This is a genomic window from Pseudomonas sp. GW821-FHT09C10, from assembly GCF_059418085.1.
On record NZ_JBWKPE010000011.1, the window covers coordinates 61581 to 86810 of the forward strand.

24 protein-coding genes, 1 pseudogene and 1 riboswitch are annotated in these 25230 nt (G+C 61.9%); of the genes and pseudogenes, 18 read left to right on the plus strand and 7 right to left on the minus strand.

Features of this window, described 5'->3' with window-relative positions:
* Nucleotides 1-2 precede the first annotated feature (2 nt).
* The 3 genes from AC07OT_RS20530 to AC07OT_RS20540 are packed head-to-tail and all read left to right on the plus strand — an operon-like array spanning nt 3 to nt 2911.
* Nucleotides 3-959 (plus strand): glycosyltransferase family protein, encoded by a 957-nt coding sequence (locus AC07OT_RS20530; RefSeq protein ID WP_495108919.1) that lies wholly within the window; start codon nt 3-5, stop codon nt 957-959.
* A 50-nt stretch (nt 960-1009) separates the two neighbouring features.
* Complete coding sequence (locus AC07OT_RS20535) at nt 1010-1771, plus strand: glycosyltransferase family 2 protein (RefSeq protein ID WP_141156582.1); 762 nt, start codon at nt 1010-1012, stop codon at nt 1769-1771.
* A gap of 42 nt (nt 1772-1813) precedes the next feature.
* Nucleotides 1814-2911, plus strand: a complete 1098-nt coding sequence (locus AC07OT_RS20540; RefSeq protein WP_495108920.1) for a glycosyltransferase — start codon at nt 1814-1816, stop codon at nt 2909-2911.
* Here AC07OT_RS20540 and AC07OT_RS20545 read toward each other — a convergent pair.
* Nucleotides 2900-3466: a BUD32 family EKC/KEOPS complex subunit gene (locus AC07OT_RS20545; protein WP_495108921.1), complete on the minus strand. Its 567-nt coding sequence runs from the start codon at nt 3464-3466 to the stop codon at nt 2900-2902. The two genes, AC07OT_RS20540 and AC07OT_RS20545, sit on opposite strands and share 12 nt — an antisense overlap.
* A 148-nt stretch (nt 3467-3614) precedes the next feature.
* Between AC07OT_RS20545 and AC07OT_RS20550 the strand changes: the two genes are divergently transcribed.
* The 7 genes and pseudogenes from AC07OT_RS20550 to AC07OT_RS20580 all read left to right on the plus strand — a co-directional run.
* Nucleotides 3615-4793 carry an O-antigen ligase family protein gene (locus AC07OT_RS20550; protein WP_495108922.1) on the plus strand — a complete coding sequence of 393 codons (1179 nt, stop codon included), beginning with the start codon at nt 3615-3617 and terminating at the stop codon, nt 4791-4793.
* A gap of 9 nt (nt 4794-4802) precedes the next feature.
* Entirely contained in the window at nt 4803-6611 is a 1809-nt protein-coding gene (gene msbA / locus AC07OT_RS20555) for a lipid A export permease/ATP-binding protein MsbA (RefSeq protein WP_065940849.1), read from the plus strand.
* A gap of 153 nt (nt 6612-6764) precedes the next feature.
* On the plus strand, nt 6765-7469 hold the full coding sequence (locus AC07OT_RS20560; protein WP_495108923.1) for a sulfotransferase family 2 domain-containing protein: 705 nt from the start codon (nt 6765-6767) through the stop codon (nt 7467-7469).
* Nucleotides 7462-8070 carry an adenylyl-sulfate kinase gene (cysC, locus tag AC07OT_RS20565; RefSeq protein ID WP_141156587.1) on the plus strand — a complete coding sequence of 203 codons (609 nt, stop codon included), beginning with the start codon at nt 7462-7464 and terminating at the stop codon, nt 8068-8070. Before AC07OT_RS20560 ends, cysC begins: the two co-directional genes overlap by 8 nt.
* Nucleotides 8071-8173: 103 nt before the next feature.
* Nucleotides 8174-9598, plus strand: coding sequence for a bifunctional D-glycero-beta-D-manno-heptose-7-phosphate kinase/D-glycero-beta-D-manno-heptose 1-phosphate adenylyltransferase HldE (gene hldE / locus AC07OT_RS20570; RefSeq protein ID WP_065925651.1), 1425 nt, complete (start codon nt 8174-8176; stop codon nt 9596-9598).
* Complete coding sequence (locus tag AC07OT_RS20575; protein ID WP_495108924.1) at nt 9591-10526, plus strand: NAD-dependent epimerase/dehydratase family protein; 936 nt, start codon at nt 9591-9593, stop codon at nt 10524-10526. Before hldE ends, AC07OT_RS20575 begins: the two co-directional genes overlap by 8 nt.
* 22 nt (nt 10527-10548) lie before the next feature.
* Nucleotides 10549-10638 (plus strand): annotated as a pseudogene (locus AC07OT_RS20580) (outer membrane lipoprotein carrier protein LolA); the annotation flags it as partial.
* 14 nt (nt 10639-10652) lie between these two features.
* Here the strand turns inward: AC07OT_RS20580 and AC07OT_RS20585 are convergent.
* The 4 genes from AC07OT_RS20585 to AC07OT_RS20600 form a co-directional block, all read right to left on the minus strand.
* Entirely contained in the window at nt 10653-11621 is a 969-nt protein-coding gene (locus AC07OT_RS20585; protein WP_065940854.1) for a metal ABC transporter ATPase, read from the minus strand.
* 41 nt (nt 11622-11662) lie between these two features.
* The gene (locus AC07OT_RS20590) at nt 11663-12475 is read right to left on the minus strand and encodes an aldo/keto reductase (RefSeq protein WP_495108925.1); all 813 of its coding nucleotides are present in this window, start codon (nt 12473-12475) and stop codon (nt 11663-11665) included.
* Complete coding sequence (locus tag AC07OT_RS20595) at nt 12472-13647, minus strand: NAD(P)/FAD-dependent oxidoreductase (RefSeq protein WP_495108926.1); 1176 nt, start codon at nt 13645-13647, stop codon at nt 12472-12474. Before AC07OT_RS20595 ends, AC07OT_RS20590 begins: the two co-directional genes overlap by 4 nt.
* A 119-nt stretch (nt 13648-13766) precedes the next feature.
* The gene (locus AC07OT_RS20600; protein ID WP_027604927.1) at nt 13767-14102 is read right to left on the minus strand and encodes a DMT family transporter; all 336 of its coding nucleotides are present in this window, start codon (nt 14100-14102) and stop codon (nt 13767-13769) included.
* Between the two features lie 102 nt (nt 14103-14204).
* Here AC07OT_RS20600 and AC07OT_RS20605 point away from each other — a divergent pair, with 102 nt between their 5' ends.
* Together AC07OT_RS20605 and waaA are read left to right on the plus strand one after the other, a co-directional pair.
* On the plus strand, nt 14205-15095 hold the full coding sequence (locus AC07OT_RS20605; protein WP_495108927.1) for a LysR family transcriptional regulator: 891 nt from the start codon (nt 14205-14207) through the stop codon (nt 15093-15095).
* Nucleotides 15096-15118: 23 nt separating this feature from the next.
* Nucleotides 15119-16396, plus strand: a complete 1278-nt coding sequence (gene waaA, locus AC07OT_RS20610; RefSeq protein ID WP_495108928.1) for a lipid IV(A) 3-deoxy-D-manno-octulosonic acid transferase — start codon at nt 15119-15121, stop codon at nt 16394-16396.
* A gap of 27 nt (nt 16397-16423) precedes the next feature.
* On the opposite strand, the gene AC07OT_RS20615 is transcribed toward waaA, so the two are convergent.
* Nucleotides 16424-17863 carry a TolC family outer membrane protein gene (locus tag AC07OT_RS20615; RefSeq protein WP_495101336.1) on the minus strand — a complete coding sequence of 480 codons (1440 nt, stop codon included), beginning with the start codon at nt 17861-17863 and terminating at the stop codon, nt 16424-16426.
* Between the two features lie 196 nt (nt 17864-18059).
* Nucleotides 18060-18165, plus strand: a riboswitch (TPP riboswitch).
* A 149-nt stretch (nt 18166-18314) separates the two neighbouring features.
* Here AC07OT_RS20615 and thiC point away from each other — a divergent pair.
* Entirely contained in the window at nt 18315-20219 is a 1905-nt protein-coding gene (gene thiC, locus AC07OT_RS20620) for a phosphomethylpyrimidine synthase ThiC (RefSeq protein ID WP_065925644.1), read from the plus strand.
* A 157-nt stretch (nt 20220-20376) separates the two neighbouring features.
* Complete coding sequence (gene cytX / locus AC07OT_RS20625; RefSeq protein ID WP_495108929.1) at nt 20377-21666, plus strand: putative hydroxymethylpyrimidine transporter CytX; 1290 nt, start codon at nt 20377-20379, stop codon at nt 21664-21666.
* Here cytX and AC07OT_RS20630 read toward each other — a convergent pair.
* The gene (locus tag AC07OT_RS20630; protein WP_027604921.1) at nt 21635-22381 is read right to left on the minus strand and encodes an RsiV family protein; all 747 of its coding nucleotides are present in this window, start codon (nt 22379-22381) and stop codon (nt 21635-21637) included. The genes cytX and AC07OT_RS20630 overlap by 32 nt on opposite strands.
* Before the next feature lie 193 nt (nt 22382-22574).
* Between AC07OT_RS20630 and AC07OT_RS20635 the strand changes: the two genes are divergently transcribed.
* The 4 genes from AC07OT_RS20635 to AC07OT_RS20650 all read left to right on the plus strand — a co-directional run bounded on the left by AC07OT_RS20635 (nt 22575) and on the right by AC07OT_RS20650 (nt 25203).
* Nucleotides 22575-23192, plus strand: a complete 618-nt coding sequence (locus AC07OT_RS20635) for an NUDIX domain-containing protein (RefSeq protein ID WP_495101335.1) — start codon at nt 22575-22577, stop codon at nt 23190-23192.
* Nucleotides 23183-23632, plus strand: coding sequence for a DUF1249 domain-containing protein (locus AC07OT_RS20640; RefSeq protein ID WP_017526444.1), 450 nt, complete (start codon nt 23183-23185; stop codon nt 23630-23632). The genes AC07OT_RS20635 and AC07OT_RS20640 overlap by 10 nt, the downstream gene beginning before the upstream one ends.
* A 97-nt stretch (nt 23633-23729) precedes the next feature.
* Nucleotides 23730-24545, plus strand: a complete 816-nt coding sequence (gene cpdA, locus AC07OT_RS20645) for a 3',5'-cyclic-AMP phosphodiesterase (RefSeq protein WP_495108930.1) — start codon at nt 23730-23732, stop codon at nt 24543-24545.
* Between the two features lie 49 nt (nt 24546-24594).
* Complete coding sequence (locus tag AC07OT_RS20650; RefSeq protein WP_092359380.1) at nt 24595-25203, plus strand: YqiA/YcfP family alpha/beta fold hydrolase; 609 nt, start codon at nt 24595-24597, stop codon at nt 25201-25203.
* Nucleotides 25204-25230 lie beyond the last annotated feature (27 nt).

Consider the following 25230-nt stretch of genomic DNA (forward strand, 5'->3'; position numbering starts at 1 on the left):
TCATGAAAGTTTTGTTTCTGGTACAGAAAGAACAGCGCGCGATTCTCGATCGCCTGTACGAAGGCATTGCCGAGCACTGCGAGTGCGATACCCGCTGGCTGAACAGTGCTGAGCAGCGCAACCTGCGCGGTTACTTCAAGCGTGAAGTCGACGTGACCCGTTATGACCGCATCGTGTTCTTCCTGCGGTTCAAGCAGGAGATTCGCCAGGCCGGCTTTATCCGTACGATCCCGAACCTGGTGATCCTCGAACACGATGCCTACCAGAACTACATTCCCTGCAAGTACACGGGCAAGTTCAGTGCCCACTACCGTCGGTTGCCGTGGGCGCGGGTCATCAGTTCGGGGCATATGGTGACCGAACGCCTGCGCGCCGAAGGCTTCGATGCGGTGTTCGTGCCCAAGGGCTACGATCAGGCGCTGTTGCAGGCCCAGGGGCTGGAGCGCGACATTGAGCTGGCCTTTGTCGGCAGCACCAACAGCGTGGCCTACAGTGGTCGCAAGGCATTGCTCGATGAGTTGGCCCGCGTTGAACCTTTGGTGGTCACACGCACCAAATCCGGTGAGGAATACTGCGCAACCCTCAACCGGATTCGTTTTTTCGTCAGTGCCGACGTGGGCATGGGCGAGTATATGATCAAGAACTTCGAAGCCATGGCCTGTGGTTGTGTGCTGCTGGCGTTTGACCAGGGGGCTGCGGAAAACCAGGCCCTTGGCTTCAAGGACATGGTCAATGTGGTGTTCTACAAAGACATTCCCCAGTTGCAGGAAAAACTCGCTGCATTGCGATCCAATCCTCAACTGGCGGCCGAGATTGCGCGCAACGGGCAAGACCTCGCGGTCAGTCAGTTCAGCTTTGCGCGCATCGGACAGCGCATTGTCGAAGCGCTGAAGCCGCCGCTGCGTCCCCGAGCCCCATTGAGTTTGCTGGAAAAGTTGCGCTTGAAACTGGGCGTTTGATATCTGCCAAGTGGCCGCACTTAGTGGCCTTATGATATTTTGAGGCTTGAATGCAATTCTCCGCTCAAAGCGATATAACGCTCGTCGTGACCAGTTGTGGTCGCTTCGATTTGTTGAAGCGCACGCTCACGAGCTTCGATCTGTTCAATACAGCGGCCATTCGCGAAGTCTTCATTACCGAAGACTCTGGCGATGACGCGGTCCGCCTGGCGATTCCTGAGCATTGGCTCGGCCATTGCACGTTCCTGATCAACCGCCCGAAGCTGGGGCAATTGGCATCCATCGACTTGGCCTACGGGTCGGTCAAGACCCCGTACATATTCCATTGCGAAGATGATTGGGCGTTTTATCGACCCGGTTTTGTCGAGGATTCCAAGACGGTCCTGGAGCAGCGTCCCGATATTCTGCAAGTCTGGTTGCGTAATTACGTCTACGATTTGCAGGTGCACAGTCCCTATATTCATCTGGGGGCGCGTGAGGTGATTGGTGGGGTGCCTTGTTATCCTTTGCTGTCCGATAAGCCTGACTGGCAGGGGTTCTCGCTGAACCCGGGCCTGCGGCGTATCAAGGAATATTGGTTGTGCGCGCCCTATGCCGGGTTTGAAGGTGAGAAAGGGCTTTCCAGGCGTTACGCGCAGCTGAACCTGGCCGCCGTTACCCTGGAAGGTGATGCCGTTTTGCACACCGGTTTTGGTTTGCATGTGGCGACGGCAGGAGAGCGCTTGACCAAGGAGCGGCGTAAGCGACGAGAGCGGGTCAAGCTGGCCGTCATGCTGATCCTTGGGGTCGGTATCGGCTGGTTGATCCATTAGTAAGTACGACGAGCCGCACCCACACCGCATAAGGTTTTTTCGATGAGTATTCTCAACATCATGTGGGCTGGTGGCTCTGCATTCGCTTCGGTGCAGAAGGTTCATCAGCAGATATTGTCCCAGGCCGACAGCGATGTACGGGTGCACACCTGGTTGCTTCAGGGCAGCGCCGAGGGTAACGATGGCTTGGTCAAAGAGGCCGTCGAGTGGAACCTCTCATCTGCCAGGCTCAAGGGGCGGCACCTGTGGAAGTGGCTGATGCCCTGGATGCGTGCGCGTTTCCAAAAGGCCCTGCCTGAAGATGTGCAGGTTGTGTTGCTTGATGGCATCGGTGTCGCACGCGTGCTTTTACCGGTGCTAAAGCATTTGCCGCAGGTGCGCGCCGTGGTGATTTTTCATGGTGTCACGCGCTTGCGCAAAGCTGATCGCAAGCTCGTCGAGCAGCTTCCAGCGTCGCAACTGACCCTGGCGGCCGTGTCGCAAACCCTCGCCAGCTCCCTTGAGCGTTACCTGCAACGGCCTGTGGCGGTGCTGCGCAGTGCCTTCGATCCTGCTGTGTTCCGTGCCGCAGTGCTTACCCGTGAGCAGGCGCGCTCCCACCTGGGACTGCCGTTGGATGGCTCGCTGGCAGTGGGTGCGGTAGGCCGACTGGTAGACGGCAAGGGGTTTGGCTGTTTGCTGGAGGCCTTTGCCATTGCGACGGCCGATCAGCCGGATGCGCGCCTGGTGATCATCGGCGAGGGGCCGGCGAGGCCCAGGCTCGAGGCGCGTATCGAGGCGCTTGGCTTGCGCGACAAGGTGTCCCTGCCGGGGCATTTTCCTGAGGCGGCGACCCTTTATCGGGCATTTGACTGGGTTGCCATTCCGTCCACGGAAGAGGGCCTGGGGTTGATCCTGCAAGAGGCGGTGATGGCCGGCGTGCCGGTATTGACCAGTGAGCTGGCGGTGTTCCGCGAACAACTGGGTGATGCCGGCTGGTACGCGCCCGTAGACAGCACCGCGTCCTGGGCCGACCTCCTGAACCGTGCGTTCATGAGTTCCAGTGCACAGGTTGTCGAGGCTCAGTCGCGGGCGTTGGCGCCGGAGCAAGCCTGGAATGATTTCACCGAAACCACCCGGCGGCTGTTCTCATGCCGCTGACAGCGCTTGCTCCAGTGCTTGCATTGGAAAGCGTTCGTTCAGCTTCTCGCGCGCAATATAGCGCGCGAAGTGTTGCAGGTTGCGCCTTGCCAATTCAGGGTTCAAGGGCGCGCGCAGGAAGCGCATGTCGGCCACGTCGATCAGGCCCATTTCATTGTCCGGTGTCACGACAATATTGCCCAGGTGCAACGAGCGGAAGTAGATGCCCGCGCCATGCAAGCGGCGAATAAGGGCCACGAGCGGGTCGAGGTTCGTACGCCAGTCAAAGCCTTCACGGCTGGAAATCTGGCGCAGCGTTTCGCCCGGCAAAGGACGATAGAGTACGGCGGTCATGCCGGGGGTCGTCAGTTGAAAGAACGCGAGCACGGTCATGGTCGGGATGCCGCGCTGTTGCAACTGCGCCACATTGTCGATGAAACGCTTGGAGTACGGGCGAAACAGCGCGGACGACAGCAGGCGCTTGCGGCGAAACAGTTTGAGGATATTCCCGTCGGTCAGCAGGTAGACTTTGGGGCCATAGCTGTCCTGTTCTAGGATTTTGGCACCTTCAATCATCGCGGTTAAATCGGCTTGGGAAAGCCTTGAACATTGCATCGTCGGAAAGCCTTGTGGGGGTCGCGGGCACAGTGATCGGTAATAATGCCGAAAGTTTTGGGTTTTAACCATGCCGGGTTGGTGGGTTGAACGTATTCAGGAGCGGGTGATGCAAGCAAGTCGTTGGGCGCAGGTATGGATGGTTTTCGGGTTACTTTGGTTTTTGTTGGCTATTGCCTTCGCGCCGACCAATAAGATCTATCAACAAGGCTTGACGCTGTTTCTGTGGTTGCCGGCAATGGTGTTTGCCTGGTCGGCGCGTGAGCGTCTCAAGGAAGTCTGGCGCGAACAGCGCTGGCTGTGCCTGCTGGTCGCTGCGCTCGCCGTCTGGGGGCTGGTCAGTCTGTCGTGGACCAATGTCGAAGACCCGTCGCGCGAGGCCAAGCGCCTGCTGTATATCGGTGTGTTCCTGCTGTTTTTTCCTGTGTTTGCGTGTGGTCGAACCGAACGCGTCATTCGTGTGATGCAGTGGGGCGGTTTCGGGCTTGCCTTGTCGTCGCTGGTGGCGATCATCAGGTTCTATGGTGTTGAGCAGAATGCCTGGACTGCCCGCCTCGAAGGTTTAGGGCAGTTGGCCCACCCGATCCTGGGCGCCTACGTGATTGGCCTGGCTGCGGTTTGGCTGTTGCACTGGTTGCCCCGTGGTCGTTGGATGCAAGTGGCATGGGTGCTGTCTATCGGCTTTCTCGGACTTTTCGTGGTGTTGAGCCAAAGTCGTGGTGCCGCACTGGCCTTGTTGCTGACAGTGGTGGCGATGCCCGCCTGGTGCCGAGACCGCCGTAGCACGGTGATTGCCATTGGCGCGGTCATTGCGGCGCTGGCGGTGTTCTTCGCCATGCAATCCCTGATGCTGGCCCGTGGCGTGTCTTACCGCCCGCAGATCTTCATGGCCGCTGTGCAGATGATCAGCGAGCGCCCGTGGACCGGCCTGGGGCTGGGTGGGGACTACAAGGTATTTGCCGACAACCTCTTTTTCGATCACTCCCACAACCTGTTCACCCACGTGAGCATCGAGTTGGGCCTGCCGGGCCTGCTGCTGTGGTGCGGCCTGTGGTTCGGTGTGCTGTGGCAAGCCTGGAAGGCCCGCGACACGCTCTATGGCAAGGGCATCATCGGCATGTGGGTGTTTTCGTTCCTGGCCATGCAATTCGATGCCGCCAGCCTGACCGGCACACCGCGGGCCGAGTGGTTTATCTCCTGGCTGCCGATTGGCCTGGCCAGTGTTTTGGTCTGGGCTCGGGCCAAACCCGACGCGTGTGATAAAGTTCGCGTCCTACCCAATCAGTGAGCTCGACACATGAGTGACGCACCGCCCAAAGCGGACCAGGAATCCAGCCTGAAAATCTATTTCCGGCTGCTGGGCTATGTGAAACCGTACCTCGGCATGTTCCTGCTGAGTATCGTGGGCTTCGTGATCTTCGCTTCGACCCAGCCAATGCTCGCCGGGATTCTCAAGTACTTCGTCGATGGCTTGAGCAACCCCGATGTGGTGTTCCTGCCCAAGATCCCGTTGTTCAAGGACCTGAAGTTGCTGATGGCCGTGCCGCTGCTGATCATCCTGATCGCCGCGTGGCAGGGGCTGGGGTCGTTCCTGGGCAACTACTACCTGGCCAAGGTTTCCCTGGGGCTGGTGCATGACCTGCGGGTCCAGTTGTTCAACAAGCTGCTGGTGTTGCCGAACCGCTATTTCGATACCCACAACTCCGGGCACCTGATTTCCCGTATCACCTTCAACGTGACCATGGTCACCGGTGCGGCCACCGATGCAATCAAGGTGGTGATCCGCGAAGGCCTGACGGTGGTGTTCCTGTTCGGCTACCTGCTGTGGATGAACTGGAAGCTGACCCTCGTGATGCTGGCGATCCTGCCGCTGATCGCGATCATGGTCGGCAGCACCAGCAAGAAATTCCGCAAGCAGAGCAAGAAGATCCAGGTGGCAATGGGCGATGTGACGCACGTCGCTTCGGAAACCATCCAGGGGTACCGCGTGGTGCGCAGCTTCGGTGGCGAAAGCTACGAGGAGCGCCGCTTTGCCGCTGCCAGCCAGGGCAATACCGACAAGCAGCTGCGCATGAACAAGACCGGTGCGGTCTATACGCCGATGCTGCAACTGGTGATCTACACGGCCATGGCCGCGTTGATGTTCCTGGTGCTGCTGTTGCGCGGTGAAGCCACGGCGGGTGACCTGGTGGCCTACATTACTGCGGCGGGCCTGCTGCCCAAGCCGATTCGCCAGCTGTCGGAAGTCAGCTCGACGATCCAGAAAGGCGTGGCCGGCGCCGAGAGCATCTTCGAACAACTGGATGAAGAGCCCGAAGTCGACAGCGGCACCGTGGAGCGTGATCGCGTCAGCGGTCGCCTGGACGTGCGCAACCTGAGCTTCACCTACCCGGGTACGGAGCGTGAGGTGCTCAAGAACATCAGCTTCAGCGCAGCCCCTGGGCAGATGATCGCCCTGGTCGGCCGCTCGGGCAGCGGCAAGTCGACCCTGGCCGGCCTGATCCCGCGTTTCTACCATCACGAAACCGGGGAAATCCTGCTGGACGAGGTCGAGATCGAAGACTACCGCCTGCGTAACCTGCGTCGTCACGTGGCCCAGGTGACCCAGCATGTGACCTTGTTCAACGACACCGTGGCCAACAACATCGCCTACGGCGACCTCGCGGATGCACCCCGTGCCGATATCGAGAAAGCCGCCGCCGACGCCTACGCCATGGATTTCATTTCCGAGCTGCCAAAAGGCCTGGACACCGAAGTCGGTGAAAACGGCGTGCTGCTTTCCGGTGGTCAACGTCAGCGCCTGGCGATCGCCCGGGCCCTGCTGAAAAATGCCCCGCTGCTGATCCTCGATGAGGCCACTTCGGCCCTGGATACCGAGTCCGAGCGGCATATCCAGGCTGCACTGGACAAGGTCATGAAAGGTCGCACCACCCTGGTGATTGCACATCGTTTGTCCACCATCGAGAAAGCCGACCTGATTCTGGTGATGGACCACGGTGAAATTGTCGAGCGCGGGACACATCTCGAACTGCTGGCCATGGGCGGTTATTACTCGCGCCTGCACGCCATGGGGCTGGACGAGCCGGCCACGGCAAACATCACCTGACCCGCCGGGGCGTGCAATGCGCCCCGGTGTTTGTATCCGGCCCGTTACAGGGCTTGACCAAAGCCAAATAATCCACTGCCTGTCGTTTGTTATGTTGGCCTTCTCGATTCGAATGACGAACGAGAGGGCTAACCTTCTTGCGTGGGTATTGGAATGCTGCAACATCTACTGTGGAAACTGCTACCCAAACACCAGAGGGTGTTTCTGTTGGGGCGTTTGTCGGTGGTGGATCGTCAGGCGGTGAACAAATCCCTGTCTGGGGTCGTAACGCTCAACCCGGCTTTCGAGCGCCACCGGTGCGTGTTTATCCATGTGCCCAAGTGCGCCGGCAGCAGTGTGTGCTCGGCACTTCTCGAGGGGCGCTGGCCGGGGCATTTGCCGTATTACTGGTATGAGCAGCAATTTCCCCAGCACTGCGAGCGCAGCTTCAAATTTGCGTTCGTGCGTGACCCGCTCGAGCGGGCCTACTCGGCCTACACCTATTTGCGCGGCAACGCCATGGGCCCTCGCGACCTGCAAGCCCAGGCGCTGGTTTCCAGCTACCGTGACTTCGACCATTTCGTTGCCGGCTGGCTGCACCCGGACAATCTGCGACGCCAATTGCACTTCGCTCCCCAGACCGACTTCCTGGTCGACCACATGGGCCAGATGGCCATGGACTTTCTCGGGCGCCAGGAGTCTTTGCAGCAAGACTTCCAGCACCTGTGCGAACGCCTCGGGGTGGACTCATCCCTGCCGCATCTGAATGTTTCACTGGAGCGTCGCCACGGGCCGGTCAGGGACTTTTGCTCCTCGCGCACGCGCCGATTGGTCAGGCGTGCCTATCAACGTGACTACGAGGTGTTGGGTTATGAATAGCCAGTTGCTGGCCGGCGGTTGCGCTGCCATCCGTCCCTTTGCCCTATCGCTGTCGGTGGCCGCACGGGCGGCGCTCAAGCATCAGCAGCCCTGCTGCGTATGGCTGACGGGGCTGTCCGGGTCCGGCAAGTCGACCCTGGCCAATGCCCTGGAGGTGCAACTCAACGAGCAGGGGCGGCACACCTTCGTGCTTGATGGCGATAATTTGCGCGCGGGGCTGTGCAATGACCTGGGCATGAGCGATGCGGCGCGCAAGGAAAATATCCGGCGTATCGGCGAAGTGGCGCGCCTGATGGTGGACGCCGGCTTGATTGTCATTGTGTCGGCGATCTCGCCGTTCAGCGTCGATCGGGCGAGCGCCAGGGCGCTGTTCGGGCCGGAGCAGTTCTTTGAGATTTATGTCAGCACGCCCTTTGACGTATGCGCCCGGCGCGACCCCAAGGGCTTGTACCGTGCGGCACTGGACGGGCGCATCAAGGCCTTCACCGGGTTGGACAGCCCCTATGAGGCGCCGCTTGCGGCCGACTGCGAAATCAATACCGATGAGGTCGAGTTGGCCGAAGCCGTGGAGCAGATCCTGGCGGCACTGTTTAAAAAGTGATCAGTTTCAGTGCCTGATGCATCGCGGATAAAGCTCTCGAACTAGGCGGCGCTCACCCTGTGCTAATATCGCGCCCCTGTTCATTTTGTATGTGGGTTGCTCCATGAAGTTGTCCATGCCGCGATTCGATCAAGCCCCAGTCTTGGTGGTCGGCGATGTCATGCTCGACCGTTACTGGCATGGTGGTACCTCACGGATTTCCCCTGAGGCGCCGGTACCGGTAGTCAAGGTCGAGCAAATCGAAGACCGTCCAGGCGGCGCTGCCAACGTTGCCCTCAATATTGCCGCCCTCGGCGCCCCGGCCTCCCTGGTCGGTGTGACCGGCGACGACGAAGCCGCCGACAGCCTGGCCAACAGCCTGCGCGGCGCCGGCGTGCGCGCGCTGTTCCAGCGTATTGCCCATCAGCCGACCATCGTCAAGTTGCGGGTGATGAGCCGTCACCAGCAATTGCTGCGTATCGATTTCGAAGAACCCTTCGCCACCGACGCCCTGGCCCTCAGTGGCCAGGTCGACGCGTTGCTCGAAGGTATCAAGGTGCTGGTGTTGTCCGACTACGGCAAAGGCGCCCTGAAGAACCACCAGGAACTGATCCAGGCCGCCAAGGCGCGGAACATTCCGGTACTGGCCGATCCCAAGGGCAAGGACTTCTCGATTTATCGAGGTGCCAGCCTGATCACGCCGAACCTCAGCGAGTTCGAAGCCATCGTCGGCGGTTGCGCCGATGAGCACGACCTGGTGAGCAAAGGCGCGGCACTCATGGCCGACCTTGACCTCGGCGCTTTGCTGGTGACCCGTGGCGAGCACGGCATGACCCTGCTGCGTCCCGGTCACCCGGCGATGCACCTGCCGGCGCGTGCCCGTGAAGTGTTTGACGTCACCGGTGCCGGTGACACCGTGATTTCCACCCTGGCGGCCTCCATTGCGGCCGGCGAAGAGCTGCCCCACGCCGTGGCCCTGGCCAACCTGGCGGCGGGCATTGTGGTCGGCAAGCTGGGGACGGCCGCGATCAGCGCGCCTGAACTGCGCCGGGCGATCCAGCGCTCCGAAGGTTCGGAACGTGGTGTGCTGAGCATCGAGCAATTGCTGCTGGCGATTGACGATGCCCGTGCCCACAACGAAAGCATTGTGTTCACCAATGGCTGTTTCGACATCCTCCACGCCGGCCATGTGACCTACCTGGAGCAGGCTCGCGCCCAAGGTGATCGCCTGATCGTCGCGGTCAACGATGATGCGTCGGTCAGCCGCCTGAAGGGCCCTGGCCGTCCGATCAACAGCGTCGACCGACGCATGGCGGTATTGGCCGGGTTGGGCGCGGTGGACTGGGTGATCAGCTTCCCTGAAGCCACCCCGGAAAACCTGCTGGCCCAGGTCAAGCCGGACGTGCTGGTCAAGGGCGGCGACTACTCCGTCGACCAGGTGGTCGGGGCCGACATCGTCAGCGCCTACGGCGGCAAGGTCAAAGTGCTGGGCCTGGTTGAGAACAGCTCGACCACCGCCATTGTCGAGAAGATCCGCAACAATGAGTAAGGCTGATCCGTTGGTACTGATCACCGGTGGCGCGGGCTTCATTGGCTCGCACCTGGTCGATGCGCTGCTTGCCAAGGGCTATGCGGTACGTGTGCTGGATAACCTGTCCACGGGCAAGCGCAGCAACCTGCCGCTGGACAACCCGCGCGTCGAGCTGCTCGAGGGGGATGTCGCCGACGCCGGGATGGTGGCGCGTGCCGCTGTCGGTGCGACGGCGGTGGTGCACCTGGCGGCGGTCGCTTCGGTGCAGGCCTCGGTGGATGACCCGGTCAGCACGCACCAGAGCAATTTCGTCGGTACCCTGAATGTCTGCGAAGCCATGCGCAAAGCCGGTGTGAAGCGGGTGGTATTCGCTTCCAGCGCGGCAGTGTATGGCAACAACGGCGAAGGCGCTTCCATTGACGAAGAGACCACCAAGGCGCCGTTGACGCCCTATGCCTCGGACAAGTTGGCCGGCGAGCATTACTTCGACTTCTACCGGCGGCAGCATGGCCTGGAACCGGTGATTTTCCGCTTCTTCAATATCTTCGGCCCGCGCCAGGATCCGTCATCGCCGTACTCCGGCGTGATCAGCATCTTCAGTGAACGGGCTCAGCAAGGCCTGCCGATTGCCGTGTTCGGCGATGGCGAGCAGACCCGCGACTTCATGTACGTGGAAGACCTCGTGGACGTGCTGGTGCAGGCCATCGAAGCCCCGGACGCGCCGTTGGGGGCGATCAACGTCGGCTGGAACCGCACGACTACCCTAAAGCAGGTGCTGCAGGCGCTGGAAGAGGCCATTGGTACGTTGCCTGCCGTGACTTACGGCCCGGCACGCTCGGGAGACATTCGCCATTCGCGGGCAAATAACCAGCGTTTGCTGGCCAGCTTCAAGCTGCCTGAGCCGACCCCGTTGACGGTTGGCCTGGCGCGGTTGCTCCGAAGCTGACTGTTCACCTGTAGGAGCGAGCTTGCTCGCGAAGCTCGTCAACGATAACGCAGGTATCCTGATTAAAAGCGGTGCCCTTGCGTTTTTCGCGAGCAAGCTCGCTCCTACAGTTATCGAAGCCAGCCCTCAGCGGCTGGTTTTTTTCTTTGGCACGATCTTGCGCAGCATCTGGCGCGCCTTGCCGGTCAAGCGCTTCAATTTCGATTCTTTCTCAGGCTCTGCCAGGCCTTGCTGGCGAAGCCAATCCTTCCAGCGAATGCGCTCGTCGCGCACCAGCCAACCTTCCTGCTGGGCGAAGCTTTCCGCCAGGTACAGACCGCGGGTGCTGGCGGGGTAGAGCTGGTCTTTCTTGACGGTGTAGAGCTCGGCGAGCGGTTGGCCGTCTTTCAATGGCATCAGGTACAGGTCCGGGCGCTGGCGGTCCAGGCGTGCCACCAACTGGTCGCCTTCAAGCCGCTCATCCACATGGAACAGGCTCAGGGATTTGGCTTCCTTCGGCACTTCCAGGCGCAAGTCATAAATCAGTTGCAGCGACGCGGTCGGCACATGCACATAGGCCCGCGGGCGCTCGATCAGTTGGGTGGTTGCGCAGCGCACCGGGCGTGCAGCGCCTGACAAAGGGCTCAAGCGAAACGGCAAGGCTTCGCGGTAATGCAGCGCGGCCGAGTAGGGGGCCGGCAACCAGGTGTCGTTGAAGCGCCCGCCGAGCCAGCCTTCCGGGGTCTCCAACAGGCACTCCTCGGCAATCTCCTGGATGGCGGTGTGCAGCGGCAGGTTCAGTTCATGGGCGGGCACGTAGCCGGAGATCAGCTTGAGCACCACATCGCCACGGTCCTGGCGACGCTGGCGCACCAACACCCAGTAATCCTTGTTTTGCCAGTGCAGGGTCAGGCGCACCGATACGCCGAGGTTGGCCAGTTCCAGGGCGAAGCGTTCGGCATCCGGCACGTCAACCGGCTTTCGCCGTTGCAGGGTCTGGGCGAAGTTGAGGGGCATGCCCACGCTCTGGTAGCTCAGGCCTTCGGGGGTGGCTTCGACGTGCAGCGGCAGTGTCTTGAAGTTGCTGGGGTTTTTTCTTATGAGCGTTCGCGGCATGTCGGCTCCTTCTTGCGACGGGGTCGGCCGCGTCGGCGGCATCAGAGTTGACGAATGACCTTGGCAGCGGTCGCCACGTTATGGGCCAGGTGCAGCGGATTGATGGTCCCGACAATAGCACTGGCGACGCCCGTTTGCGCAAACAACAGCATGAAACTGGCGTGTATTGGATCCATTCCCGGTTCCAGGCAGACGTGGCCGCTGGCCAGCGCCTTTTTGACCAGGATGCCCTTGCCATGGGCCGCCGCATACTCAATGACGGCTTTTTCCGCCTGTTCGTTCAGATTGTAGGTGACCATCGCGCAATCACCTTGTTCCAGAGCCTTCACGCCACCTTCGACGGTTTTGCCGGAGAAGCCGAAACCGCGAATCTTGCCCTCTTGTTTCAGCTGCGCGAGAGTCTGGTACACCTCACAGTCGTTGAGGATGTGCAGGTCGTTGCCATCGGAGTGCACCAGCACCAGATCGATAAAATCCGTTTCAAGTCGTTTCAAGCTGCGCTCGATCGACATCCGTGTATGGGCAGCGCTGAAATCATGGCGGGACAGGCCTGCTTCGAACTCCTCGCCGACCTTGCTGACAATCACCCAGTCCTGGCGCTGGCCGCGCAGCAGTGGCCCCAGGCGTTCTTCGCTGCGCCCGTAGGCGGGTGCGGTATCGATCAGGTTGATGCCCAGCTGGCGGGCCTGGCGCAACAACATCCGTGCTTCGTCGTCATCGGGAATGGTGAAGCCGCTGGGGTATTTCACGCCCTGGTCGCGGCCCAGCTTGACGGTGCCGAGGCCGAGCGGCGACACCAGCAGGCCGGTGCTGCCCAAGGGGCGGTGCAGGTCGTGCAGGGTCGGCAGGCTCATGGCAACAGTTGCTCCCAGGCCGGTACGCCGATGGCGGGTTTTGGCAGGTCGGGCAAAGGCTCCGATGCGCTTGGGCGGATGCCGTCGCGTTCGAGGCTGTTGAGCACGCGATCGGCGAAATCCGGCGCCAGCGCCAGCTTGGTCGGCCAGCCCACCAGCAGGCGGCCCTCTTCGGCGACGAAGGCGTTGTCAGGCCGGCTCAGGCCCGATTGCAGGGGCTCTGCGCGGTCGACCCGCAGCGTCGCCCAGCGGGTCTGGCTCATATCGATCCAGGGCAGCAGGTGCGCCAGCTCTTTCTGGGCGGTGGCGATCTGCTCCTCGGGCGCGCGTGCCACGCCGTCGGCCTCGGCAATGTCGCCACCCAGGTACCACACCCAATTGCCATCGGCAGCCGGGTGCGTGGTGACAGTGATGCGCGGCTTGGTACCGCCGCCCAGGCAGTGGGCGTACAGCGGCTTCAGGCCTGGGCCCTTGGCGATGATCATATGCAGCGGGCGTTTCTGCATGGCCGGCTGGCTCAGGCCCAGGGCGGCGAGCAGTTCGGCGGTACCGCCGCCGGCGCTCAGGACGATGCGCTGGGCGCGGATTTCACGGCCATCGACTTTCAAGCCCACCAAGGTGTCGCCTTCGTACAGGGGGTCGATATGCTGCCCGGCGAGCAAGCCGTCACCGGCCAATTGCGCCAGGCGTTCGATCACGCTGGGTACGTCCACAACCAGTTCGGCCAGGCGATAGACCTTGCCCTTGAAGCCATGGTCTTGCAGGGCCGGCGGCAGGTCGTCGCCCTTGACCTGATCGACACGGCCGCGCACGGCCTTGCTGGCAAAAAAGCTGGTGAGGTTGCCGGCGATCGTGCCTGGGGACCACAGGTAATGGGCTTGCGAGAGCACGCGCACGCCGGACAGGTCCAGCTCGCCGTCACCGGCCAGGGCTTCACGCCAGCGGCGCGGCATATCGGCAATCGCTTCGGAGGCGCCGGTGAGGGCGCCGTGCAGGGCGTATTTGGCACCGCCGTGGATAATCCCCTGGGATTTCACGCTTTGCCCGCCACCTAATGTGGCGTTTTCCACCAGCACCGTGGAAAACCCCTGGCGGCGTAGGCGCGCATTCAGCCAGAGGCCGGCAACTCCGGCGCCGACAATCAGGACGTCGGTGGAAATAACGGATGGCATGGGCGACCTCATTTCAAAACAAGGCCGCAAGTATACATCCCGCACCCTGCACACCGTAGGCGCTGTCGCGCTTTAGCGAGGCGGCGAGTCCTGGATGCAATGGAGGCTCAAGTGAACACTCAATGCCCGGCGGTTTTCGAAAACAGCTGGATGACCACCACGCCCAGCACAATCAGGCCCATCCCCAGCATCGCCGGCACATCGAGCTTCTGCCCATAGATAAACAGCGCGGCAATGCTCACCATCACGATGCCCATCCCGGCCCATACCGCGTAGGCGACGCCGACCGGCACGGTACGCACCACCAGGGTCAGCATCCAGAACGCCACGCCATAGCCGACGATCACCAGCAACAGTGGGATGGGAGTACTCCAGCCCTTGATGGCTTTCATGGAAACGGTGGCGATCACTTCCGAGCAGATGGCAATAGCCAGGTAGCAGTAGGCGGCGTTCATGGGTGAGTCCTCGGTGTAAAGCAATCTGATAAGGCCGGCATTCTAGAGTTTTATCAGATGGGGTAAAGTCATTACCTATCCGAAATTAAGATGGGTTGTGGGGTGAGCATGCAATGGAACTTGGAGCAGATGCGTTTGTTTGTCAGCGTCGCCGAGCAGCGTTCGTTTTCAGCGGTGGCGCGCGGGCAGCGCAAGGCGCAATCGGCAGTCAGCAACGCAATTGCGATGCTGGAGACGGACCTTGGCGTGAGTCTGTTCGAGCGTAGCAGCGGCCGCCAGCCCAGCCTTACCGAAGCCGGCAGTGTGTTGCTGGAGGAGGCCCGCGAAGTGCTGCGCCAATGTGAGCGCCTCAATGGCCGGGCACTGTCACTGACCCGCGGTGAAGAAGCCTGCCTGCGCCTGGCCCAGGATGAAGCCATGTTGTTCCAGCCGGTACTCGACAGCCTTGAGGCGCTGGCGGGGCACTACCCGTTGCTGGAAGTGCAACTGTCCAGCGCCGCCCAGGGCGATGTGGCGCGCAAGTTGGTGGAGCGCAAGGCCGACCTGGGCCTGTTGTTCTATCACGATCAGATCCCCGAAGCCCTGGAGCGGCGGGTAGTGGGCAGTGTGGAGATGGTCACGGTGTGCGGCGTGAACCACCCGTTGGCCAAGGAGCCCTACGTGACGTGCCAGCACCTGGCCCAGTTTCGCCAGTTGTTGATGTCGACCCAGACCAGCGTCTACCCCGGCAGCGAAGCGGCCAGCCCGCTGGTGTGGCGTGCCGACAGTTTCTACGTACTGGCCGAGTGGCTGATGAGCGGCCTGGGCTGGGCGTGGCTGCCACGGCATATCGTGCAGTACCCGACCTATCAGCAGCAGATGGTGGAGTTGGACTGCGAATGGACGCCACCGGCCCTGGTGGTGGAGCTGGTATGGCGGCGCGACGAGCACCTGGGCCCCGCCGCGCGCTTTCTCGCCAAACGTTTTGCTGAGTGCTTGCAGGCGATCGATTGAAAAAGCCGATAAACTCCGCCGCCATGAATAGAACTCTCTACAGCTGTCTGTTTTACCTGGCGCTGCCGTTGGTGGCCTTACGTCTCTGCTTGCGTGCACGCAAGGCACCGGCCTATGCCCGGCGCGTCGGCGAGCGGTTTTCCTATGGCTTGCCGGTGATGCAACCGGGCGGGATCTGGGTGCACGCGGTGTCGGTGGGCGAGAGCATTGCCGCGGCGCCGATGATCCGCGGTTTGTTGGCGCGTTATCCACAGCTGCCGGTCACCGTCACCTGCATGACGCCCACCGGTTCCGAGCGCATCCAGGCGTTGTTCGCCAACGAGCCGCGCATCCAGCATTGCTACCTGCCTTACGATTTGCCCTGTGCAGCCAAGCGTTTTCTCGATCGTGTACAGCCACGGCTGGCGGTGATCATGGAAACCGAGTTGTGGCCCAACCATATCCACGCCTGCGCCCGGCGCGGTATTCCGGTGGCCTTGGCCAATGCGCGGCTGTCGGCGCGTTCGGCCAAGGGCTATGCGCGTTTCGCCAGGCTGACGGCGCCGATGCTATCGGAAATGAGCCTGTTCGCGGTACAGACCGAGACTGAGGCCCAGCGTTTCCTGAGCCTGGGCGCACGCCCGGAAACCGTCGAAGTCACCGGCTCGATCAAGTTCGACCTGACCATCGACCCCGAGCTGCCGCTGCGCGCCGCCGCCCTGCGCGAGCAATGGGGCGCCGCTGAGCGCCCGGTGTGGATCGCTGCCAGCACCCACGAAGGCGAAGATGACGTGGTGCTGGCGGCCCACCGGCAACTGCTCGAGAGCTATCCCAACGCGCTGCTGATCCTGGTGCCGCGTCATCAGGAGCGCTTCAGCCCGATGTTCGAGTTGTGCGCGCAACAAGGGTTTGCCACGGTGCGTCGCTCCAGCGGCGAGCCGGTGACCGCGCAAACCTCGGTATTGCTCGGCGATACCATGGGCGAGCTGTTGTTTCTCTATGCCCTGGCCGACAGCGCCTTTGTCGGCGGCAGCCTGGTCGCGACCGGCGGGCACAACCCGCTGGAACCGGCGGCGCTGGCCAAGCCGGTGATCATGGGGCCCCATGTGTTCAACTTCCTTGAAATCACCGCGATGATGCGCGAAGCGGGGGCGTTGCGAGGGGTGGAGGACGCAGAAGGGCTGGCCGAGGCCGTACGCCAGCTGTTCGAACTGCCGCAGGATGCACGCCGGATGGCGCAGGCGGGGCTCAAGGTGATGCAGGCTAATCAGGGCGCGCTTAAGCGTCTGCTGGATGGTTTGGGTCGATTGATCTCTCACTGACCCAACACCGATCCAAATGTGGTGTGTTCAATAGCCCGGGCGAGCCTTGAGCTGCTCGGCGGCGGCCTTGGCCAGGTCCGGTGGCAGGAAGTCGCGATCCGGGTTGTAGTCGGCCTTGAGGTAGCGCGTGAGGTCCTGCAGGTCCCCTGGGTTCAAGGTGCCCGCCGCCTGTTTCAAGCGCAGGTTGTCGAGGATGTAGTCATAGCGGCTGTTGTTGTAGTTGCGCACCGACGCGTAGAGCTGGCGCTGTGAGTCCAGCACGTCGACGATATTGCGCGTACCCACCTGGTAACCGATTTCCGTGGCTTCCACGGCGCTCTGGTTGGAGATGATCGACTGGCGGCGCGCCTGGACCTGTTCCACGTCGGTGTTTACCGCGCGGTGCAGGTTGCGTGTGTTTTCCACCACCTGGCGACGCAGGCCTTCGCGTTGCTGCTCGGTCTGGCCCAGGCGCGAATACGACTCCCGCACCTGCGAGCTGGTCAGGCCGCCGCTGTAGATCGGGATGTTCAGGCGCAGGCCGATGGTGCGCTGCTCCACATCGCCACGGTAGGGCGTGCCAAAGGCATTCGGGTTGCTGAAGCCGAGGGCGTCGTTGTCACCTTTTTCATACTGTGCGACGGCGTCCAGGGTCGGCGCGTGGCCGGCCTTGCGCTGCTTGAGGGTTTCCTCGGCGGCCGTGACGGCGTAGTTGCTGGCCAGTAGGTTCAGGTTCTGGCGGCCGGCGGTCTCGACCCAGGCCTTGGCGTCGTTGGGCAGCGGCGGCAACACCGGCAGCGTGTGGACAATGCCCTGGATCGAGTTGTACTGGCGGTTGGTCAGGGTAATCAGCGCTTCAAAGGCATCGTCCACCTGGCGCTGGGCCAGGATCCGGTTGGCCCGTGCAGTGTCATAGCTGGCCTGGGATTGCAGCACATCGGTCTTGTCCGACAGGCCCACGTCGAAGCGTTCGTTGGATTGATCCAGCTGGCGCTTGAAGGCATTTTCCTCGGCCTTGGTCGAGGCCAGGTTGTCCTGGGCGCGCAGCACCGCGAAGTAGTTCTCGGCGCTTTGCAGGATCAGGTTCTGTTCGGTGGCCGAGAGTTGCAGCGCCGCCTGTTCGTTGGTGGCTTCGGCGGCTTGCAGCTGGAACCAGCGATCGGCGCGGAACAGCGGCTGGCTCAGGGTCGCGCGCCAGGAGTGGGCATCGCGGTTGGCGGTGGCGGCGGGCGTGTCGATCTGGGTGCGCACGTTATTGATGTCGGCACCGCCCGACAGGTTCGGCAGCAACCCCGCGCGGGCCTGGGGCACGACTTCTTTCTGCGCGCCGTATTGGGCGCGGGCGGCGGCCAGGTCGGCGTTGTTATCCACCGCTTCCTGATAGACGCTGACCAGGTCAGTTTTGGCGGACAAGGGCGCTTCAGCTGCCCAGACCATTCCGTTGGTCGCACAAGACACGGCGAGAGCCAGTGAGAGTTTGCGCAGCATGAGGCGATCCCTAGAGTGAATATTACGGCGATAATTTAGCGCCCAAGGCTAAGACGGGCCATTCCTGGCGTCAAGCATTGTGGCGGCAATCGAGTGTAGTGGCGCTGACCCGGCGCAACAATCCCGCAATCACGCCATTCATCACGCTGAATGCACCGTTATTGGCAATTTGCCCACGGCATGGTCTAGACTGGCCGAGTTCTTGTCGGGGTGCCTTGTTGGAAGGCTGAGATCGGTAAATACCGGATCCCGTTGAACCTGATCAGGTTAACGCCTGCGTAGGGAACAAGATTTCTCGTCCCCCGGCGAGTCCTCTTGTGCTTCGTCCGGGATGTTGTTCGACCTTCGAACAACCCTCGTGCACCAAGCACAGCACTGGTTTCAGTGCATCCGTCCGTCACAGGTTCGCTCCGACAAAAAATCCACCGCCTGGATAGTTGGAGAGCCCGTGATGAGCACAGAAATAAAAAGTACAAAACTGAAAAACACCGTGCACTTGAGTGAATCGGCCAAGGTCGACTCCGGCTCCGTGCAGCCGTTTACCCGCTCGCAAAAAATCTACGTGCAGGGCACTCGCCCGGACATTCGCGTACCCATGCGCGAAGTCAGCCTGGACGTGACCCCCACCGACTTCGGCGGCGAAATCAATGCGCCCGTGGTGGTCTATGACACCTCCGGCCCGTACACCGACCCGAATGTGATCATCGACGTGCGCAAAGGCCTGGGCGATGTGCGCTCGCCGTGGATCGAAGCGCGTGGCGACACCGAGCGCCTGTCGGGCTTGAGTTCGCACTTTGGCCAACAGCGCCTGAGCGATGCCGAGCTGACCGCCCTGCGCTTCGCCCATGTGAAGAACCCACGCCGTGCCAAGGCCGGGGCCAACGTCACCCAGATGCACTACGCGCGCAAAGGCATCATCACCGCCGAGATGGAATACGTCGCCATCCGCGAAAACATGAAGCTGGAAGAGGCCCGTGCCAGTGGCCTGCTCGACCAGCAACACGCCGGCCACAGCTTCGGCGCCAGCGTGCCGAAAATCATCACTCCCGAATTCGTGCGTGAAGAAATCGCCCGTGGCCGCGCGATCATCCCGGCCAACATCAACCACACCGAACTGGAACCGATGATCATCGGCCGTAACTTCCTGGTGAAGATCAACGGCAATATCGGCAACAGCGCCCTGGGTTCGTCCATCGAAGAAGAAGTGGCGAAACTCACCTGGGGCATTCGCTGGGGCTCGGACACGGTGATGGACCTGTCCACCGGCAAGCACATCCACGAAACCCGTGAGTGGATCATCCGCAACTCGCCGGTGCCGATCGGTACCGTGCCGATCTACCAGGCCCTGGAAAAAGTCGGCGGCGCGGCCGAAGACCTGACCTGGGAGCTGTTCCGCGACACCCTGATCGAACAGGCCGAGCAGGGCGTCGATTACTTCACCATCCATGCGGGCGTGCTGCTGCGCTACGTGCCGCTGACCGCCAAGCGCGTCACCGGCATCGTGTCCCGTGGCGGTTCGATCATGGCCAAGTGGTGCCTGGCGCACCACAAAGAGAACTTCACCTACACGCATTTCGACGAAATCTGCGAAATCATGAAGGCCTATGACGTCAGCTTCTCCCTCGGCGACGGCCTGCGCCCGGGCTCGATTGCCGACGCCAACGACGCCGCGCAGTTCGGCGAACTGGAAACCCTTGGCGAGCTGACCAAGATCGCCTGGAAGCACGACGTGCAAACCATGATCGAAGGCCCCGGCCACGTGCCGATGCAGTTGATCAAGGAGAACATGGACAAGCAACTCGAATGCTGCGACGAAGCGCCGTTCTACACCCTCGGCCCTTTGACCACCGACATCGCGCCGGGCTATGACCACATCACCTCCGGCATCGGTGCGGCGATGATCGGCTGGTTCGGTTGCGCCATGCTCTGCTACGTCACGCCCAAGGAACACCTGGGCCTGCCGAACAAGGATGACGTGAAGACCGGGATCATCACCTACAAGATCGCGGCCCATGCGGCGGACTTGGCCAAGGGGCATCCGGGCGCGCAGATCCGCGATAACGCCTTGAGCAAGGCGCGCTTCGAGTTCCGCTGGGAAGACCAGTTCAACCTCGGCCTGGACCCGGACACCGCGCGCTCGTACCACGACGAAACCCTGCCGAAGGACTCGGCCAAGGTCGCGCACTTCTGCTCCATGTGCGGGCCGAAGTTCTGCTCGATGAAAATCACCCAGGAAGTGCGCGAGTACGCGGCCAACCAGCGCATTGACGCGGTGGATGTGGACGTCGCCAAGGGCTTGGCGGAGCAGGCGGAGCGGTTCAAGCAGGAAGGCAGTCAGTTGTACAAGAAGGTCTGATCCAGAGACGGCGGTGCCTGTACCGCCGTTATCGGGGGCAAGCCCCCTCCCACATTTTGAATGGCGAACACATTCAAGTGTGGGGGGGCTTGTCGAGTCGTCGCACCGCCCCGATTGCAACCTCCCTAACAACACATGCCCCTCAGAGATAACACCCTTGAGCATTCAACCGAGTACCTACTCCCCGGACATCGCAGTTCCCCAAGACAAACGCGTCTTCGGCGCCCGCGACCTGTTCTCCCTGTGGTTCTCCCTCGGGATCGGCCTGATGGTCCTGCAAACCGGCGCCTTGCTCGCGCCGGGCCTGGGCTTGTCCGGTTCCTTGCTGGCGATTTTCCTCGGCACCCTGGTCGGCGTGCTGTTGCTGGCTGCCGTCGGCGTGATCGGCAGCGACACCGGCCTGTCCGCCATGGCCGCACTCAAGCTCAGCCTCGGTACCAAGGGCGCGAGCCTGCCGGCGTTGCTGAACCTGTTGCAACTGATCGGCTGGGGCTCGTTCGAGATCATTGTGATGCGCGATGCCGCCAGTCTGTTGGGCGTGCGCGCGTTCAGCGACGGCAGCCTGTTGGCCAGCCCGTTGCTGTGGACACTGTTCTTCGGTGGTTTGGCGACCTTGCTGGCGGTCAGCGGGCCATTGACGTTCGTACGGCAGATCCTGCGCAAATGGGGGATCTGGCTGCTGCTGGCGGCCTGCCTGTGGCTGACCTGGAACCTGTTCGCCAAGGCTGACCTCGGCGCACTCCGGGCTCGGGCCGGTGACGGTTCGATGCCCTTTGCGGTGGGCTTTGATATCGCCATCGCCATGCCGCTGTCGTGGTTGCCGCTGATTGCTGATTACTCCCGCTTCGGTAAGCGCGCCAAAAACGTGTTTGGCGGCACGGCGCTGGGCTTCTTTATCGGCAATTTCTGGCTGATGAGCCTGGGTGTGGCCTACACCCTGGCGTTTGCGCCCAGCGGTGAAGTGAATGCGCTGCTGCTGGCGCTGGCCGGGGCCGGCCTGGGGATTCCGCTGCTGCTGATCCTGTTGGACGAGTCGGAAAACGCCTTTGCCGATATTCACTCGGCGGCGGTGTCCAGTGGGATGCTGTTGCGCTTGAAGGTCGAGCACCTGGCCCTGGCCATTGGTGTGATCTGCACCCTGATCGCCTGTTTTGCCCCGTTGGCGCAATACCAGAACTTCCTGTTGCTGATCGGCTCAGTGTTTGCGCCGTTGTTCGGCGTGGTGCTGGTGGATCATTTCATCCTGCGCCGTCGTGCTCATGGCACGCTCGCCAGCCTGCGTTGGCCGGCTCTATTGGCCTGGCTGGGTGGCATCGGCACGTATCACCTGTTGGCCAACCTGTACCCGGACATCGGCGCAACCCTGCCGGCGCTGGTGCTGGCAGGGTTGTTGCAGTTCATCCTCGGACGGGCCTTCAGCGGCGCGCGGGCACCAGCTCAGGCTTGAGGATGCCTTCCAGGCGCGAATAGGGGATCTGCAACTCGACATGGCCCAAGGCGTACGGCGCGATGGTGCTGGTGGGGTACTTGAGGATCACGCCCCCGTAGGTCAGCGCCACGTTCGGGGTTTTCTGGAACGGGTAGGTTTTCACGAACTCCGGTTCCAGACTCAGGCGGGTGCTGATCAGCCAGCTGTTGTGGGCCACCTGGGCGGCTTTCCAGAACGCGTCTTCCTTGCCTGGCAGCAGCATATCGCTCAGCCACAGGGCCTTTTGCTGCTGGCGCGAATAGTTGATGAACGCGCGGCCAGGCTCGCCGTGGGTGGCGCCCTGGTCCAGGTAGCTGGACAGCTCGATGATTACCAAACCGTCATGCTGCTCCCGTACCTTGGCCTGCAAGTACATGCTGTTGCGTGGGGCGGCGGTGCCGAGGAATTGCTCGCGATAGGACTCCAGGCTCGACGGCAGCGGGTCGCCTGCGTTGGTACGGGTCATTTCCAGCAGGCGTTGCTCGATCAAGGCATCCAGCTTGGGTTCCTTGGCAAAGTGCACGGTGTCGATATTCACCAGCGGGCAATCGCTGGCGGCGCAGCCCGGCTTGCTCTGCTCGCTGGCGTCGCGGGTGGCTTCCAGCGGCGTGCGGTAGCTGGGTTGGAACAGGCTTTGGCAGGCGCCGAGGGTCAGGGCGATGCAGGCCACGGAGGCGATTTTTAAAAGCGACATGGATGTCCTTCGTCTATCGATAAGAGCGAAATTGTGCAGCTTCGACTACCAGCAAGGCAGTCAGTTCGCCACTAAGCTGATTGAGCGTGAGTTTGACCTCCTCCGTCTGGCCCGGCAACCGCAAAGGGGCTGCACCAAGGGGCACGAGCGCGTTAGGATGGCGCGAATTGCACCGGACATGATGAGGAAGGGTATGACGGACATTGCGAAATCGACGCCGAGTACGATCGAGATTGTTCAGCGCGACAATGCCTACAAGGGCTTCTACCAGCTCGATCGCGTGCAACTGCGCCACGAAAAGTTCGATGGCGGCATGAGCCGAGTGATCAATCGCGAAGTGTTCGTGCGCCATGATGCGGTATGCGTGTTGCCCTACGACCCGCAGCGCGATGAAGTGGTGCTGATCGAGCAGTTTCGCGTGGGCGCCATGGGCCGCAGCAATAATCCTTGGCTGGTGGAAATGGTCGCGGGGCTGATCGACAAGGACGAAGAACCGGAGGAGGTTGCACACCGCGAGGCCGAGGAGGAAGCTGGGCTGACGTTCTCCGCACTGTGGCCGATCACCAAATATTTCCCGTCGCCCGGTGGCAGTACCGAATTTGTCCACTTGTACCTGGGTCGCTGCGACAGCTCGGGGGCCGGTGGTGTCCATGGACTGGAAGAAGAGGCAGAAGACATCCGCGTCACGGTCTGGGCTTTTGAAGACGCCCTGCAAGCCGTGCGCGACGGTAGGATTTCCAACGCAGCCAGCATTATCGCCCTGCAATGGCTTGCGCTTAATCGCGCGGAAGTGAGGGGGTTATGGCAGTAAAGGCACGGGAACGTTATCGAGTCGACCTGATCGGGCTGCAAGCCGCCTGCGAGGCCAACTATGCGCGGCTGATGCGTCTGCTGCCCGACATGCGCCACACCCCGGAGGCGCGCCGCATCGGCGTGACCCACGGCGACCAGATGCTGGGCGTGCTGGCCCTGGAAGTCATCGTCAATTGCCCGTACACCACCACCCTGCGGGTGCGCCAGGAACACAGCCTGCCGTGGCTGCCGGTGCCGCAGTTGGAAGTGCAGGTGTACCACGATGCACGGATGGCCGAAGTGATCAGCGCCGAACATGCGCGGCGCTTTCGCAGCATCTATCCTTACCCGAACGTGTTCATGCACCAGCCCGATGAGAAAGCACAGCTCAATGTGTTCCTCGGTGAATGGTTGAGCCATTGCCTGGCCCTGGGCCATGAGTTCGAAGTCGTGCGGTAGATGTGAACTGCGTCTGCTTCCTGGGTTTCCTCTTTGTATCCTGCCCCAGCATAATCGCCCTACCTCCATTTTCCTGTGATTGCCCTGGGAGAGCGCCTTGCCGAGCGTATCCACCGTGAACCCCGATGCGCCGGCGTTGCTGGTGCAATTGTCCGACAGCCACCTGTTTGCCGAGGCCGACGGCACGCTGCTGGGCATGAACACCCGCGAGAGCCTGCAGCGGGTGGTTGAGTTGGTGCGCCGGCAGCAGCCGCACATCGACCTGATGCTGGCCACTGGGGATCTGTCCCAGGACGGCACGCTGGACTCATACCAGCAGTTTCGCGCTCTGACCGCGGCTATCGGCGCTCCCATGCGCTGGATTCCCGGCAACCACGACGAGCCGCAGATCATGGCCCACGCCGCGGTACACAGTGACTTGCTCGAGCCGGTGGTGGATGTCGGCAACTGGCGCGTTACCCTGCTGGACTCCGCCGTTCCCGGTTCCGTGCCCGGCTACCTGCAGGACCAGCAACTGCAACTGTTGGCCCAAGCGCTCAGCGAGGCGCCGAGCCGGCACCATCTGGTGTGCTTCCATCATCACCCTGTGCCCATCGGCTGTGCCTGGATGGAACCGATCGGCCTGCGCAACCCCGAAGCCCTGTTTGCCGTGCTCGACCGCTTCCCCCAGGTCAAGGCCGTGCTCTGGGGCCATGTGCACCAGGAGATCGACCGCGAGCGCAACGGCGTGCGCCTGCTGGCTTCGCCGTCCACCTGCATCCAGTTCGCGCCGGGCAGCGAGGATTTCAGCGTCAGCGAGCAAGCGCCGGGTTATCGCTGGCTGCGCCTGCATGCCGACGGACGGCTGGAAACCGGGGTGGAACGCCTGGTCGGCTTCGCGTTTACGGTGGATTACGGTAGCAACGGCTACTGAGATTTACCTGTAAACTGCGCCTCTTTGGCTGAAGCACGGAGAGCCCGGCATGTCCGCTTCGATCCTGTATATCCACGGTTTCAACAGCGCGCCCGCGTCCAACAAGGCCTGCCAACTGGTGACCGTGATGGATGCCCTCGGCCTGGCCGATCAACTGCGGGTGCCGGCCCTGCATCACCATCCACGTCAGGCAATTCCTCAATTGGAGGAAGCCATTGCCCAGCTGGGGCGGCCGCTGCTGGTCGGCAGCTCGCTCGGCGGCTACTATGCAACCCATCTTGCCGAGCGCCATGGCCTCAAGGCACTGCTGGTCAACCCGGCGGTCAGCCCCCATCGGATGTTCGACGGTTACCTGGGCACCCAGAAGAACCTCTACACCGATGAAACCTGGGAACTGACCCACGACCATGTCACGGCGCTGGCCGAGCTGGAAGTACCGGCGCCCCAGGACGCCGCGCGTTACCAGGTGTGGTTGCAGACCGGTGATGAAACACTGGATTATCGCCTCGCCCAAGGGTATTACCGTGCCTGTGCCTTGCGCATCCAGGCCGGTGGCGACCATGGTTACCAGGGGTTCGCCCGGCAATTGCCGGCGCTGTTGAGTTTTGCCGGCATTGGCGCAGATCAGTATCAATCCTTCGACTTTGCAGCACTGTAAAGCCGCAGGTCACTTTTTAATCGAACG

Bases quoted from the DNA above. Each gene is read 5' to 3' on its own strand.
- AC07OT_RS20530 (WP_495108919.1), top strand. From the start codon at position 3: ATGAAAGTTTTGTTTCTGGTACAGAAAGAACAGCGCGCGATTCTCGAT.
- AC07OT_RS20650 (WP_092359380.1), top strand. From the start codon at position 24,595: ATGTCCGCTTCGATCCTGTATATCCACGGTTTCAACAGCGCGCCCGCG.
- waaA (WP_495108928.1), top strand. From the start codon at position 15,119: ATGAATAGAACTCTCTACAGCTGTCTGTTTTACCTGGCGCTGCCGTTG.
- AC07OT_RS20630 (WP_027604921.1), bottom strand. From the start codon at position 22,381: ATGTCGCTTTTAAAAATCGCCTCCGTGGCCTGCATCGCCCTGACCCTC.
- cysC (WP_141156587.1), top strand. From the start codon at position 7,462: ATGAATAGCCAGTTGCTGGCCGGCGGTTGCGCTGCCATCCGTCCCTTT.
- thiC (WP_065925644.1), top strand. From the start codon at position 18,315: ATGAGCACAGAAATAAAAAGTACAAAACTGAAAAACACCGTGCACTTG.
- AC07OT_RS20615 (WP_495101336.1), bottom strand. From the start codon at position 17,863: ATGCTGCGCAAACTCTCACTGGCTCTCGCCGTGTCTTGTGCGACCAAC.
- AC07OT_RS20550 (WP_495108922.1), top strand. From the start codon at position 3,615: ATGCAAGCAAGTCGTTGGGCGCAGGTATGGATGGTTTTCGGGTTACTT.
- AC07OT_RS20540 (WP_495108920.1), top strand. From the start codon at position 1,814: ATGAGTATTCTCAACATCATGTGGGCTGGTGGCTCTGCATTCGCTTCG.
- AC07OT_RS20590 (WP_495108925.1), bottom strand. From the start codon at position 12,475: ATGAGCCTGCCGACCCTGCACGACCTGCACCGCCCCTTGGGCAGCACC.
- AC07OT_RS20585 (WP_065940854.1), bottom strand. From the start codon at position 11,621: ATGCCGCGAACGCTCATAAGAAAAAACCCCAGCAACTTCAAGACACTG.
- AC07OT_RS20535 (WP_141156582.1), top strand. From the start codon at position 1,010: ATGCAATTCTCCGCTCAAAGCGATATAACGCTCGTCGTGACCAGTTGT.
- AC07OT_RS20600 (WP_027604927.1), bottom strand. From the start codon at position 14,102: ATGAACGCCGCCTACTGCTACCTGGCTATTGCCATCTGCTCGGAAGTG.
- AC07OT_RS20575 (WP_495108924.1), top strand. From the start codon at position 9,591: ATGAGTAAGGCTGATCCGTTGGTACTGATCACCGGTGGCGCGGGCTTC.
- AC07OT_RS20640 (WP_017526444.1), top strand. From the start codon at position 23,183: ATGGCAGTAAAGGCACGGGAACGTTATCGAGTCGACCTGATCGGGCTG.
- AC07OT_RS20595 (WP_495108926.1), bottom strand. From the start codon at position 13,647: ATGCCATCCGTTATTTCCACCGACGTCCTGATTGTCGGCGCCGGAGTT.
- AC07OT_RS20560 (WP_495108923.1), top strand. From the start codon at position 6,765: ATGCTGCAACATCTACTGTGGAAACTGCTACCCAAACACCAGAGGGTG.
- AC07OT_RS20545 (WP_495108921.1), bottom strand. From the start codon at position 3,466: ATGATTGAAGGTGCCAAAATCCTAGAACAGGACAGCTATGGCCCCAAA.
- hldE (WP_065925651.1), top strand. From the start codon at position 8,174: ATGAAGTTGTCCATGCCGCGATTCGATCAAGCCCCAGTCTTGGTGGTC.
- msbA (WP_065940849.1), top strand. From the start codon at position 4,803: ATGAGTGACGCACCGCCCAAAGCGGACCAGGAATCCAGCCTGAAAATC.
- AC07OT_RS20635 (WP_495101335.1), top strand. From the start codon at position 22,575: ATGACGGACATTGCGAAATCGACGCCGAGTACGATCGAGATTGTTCAG.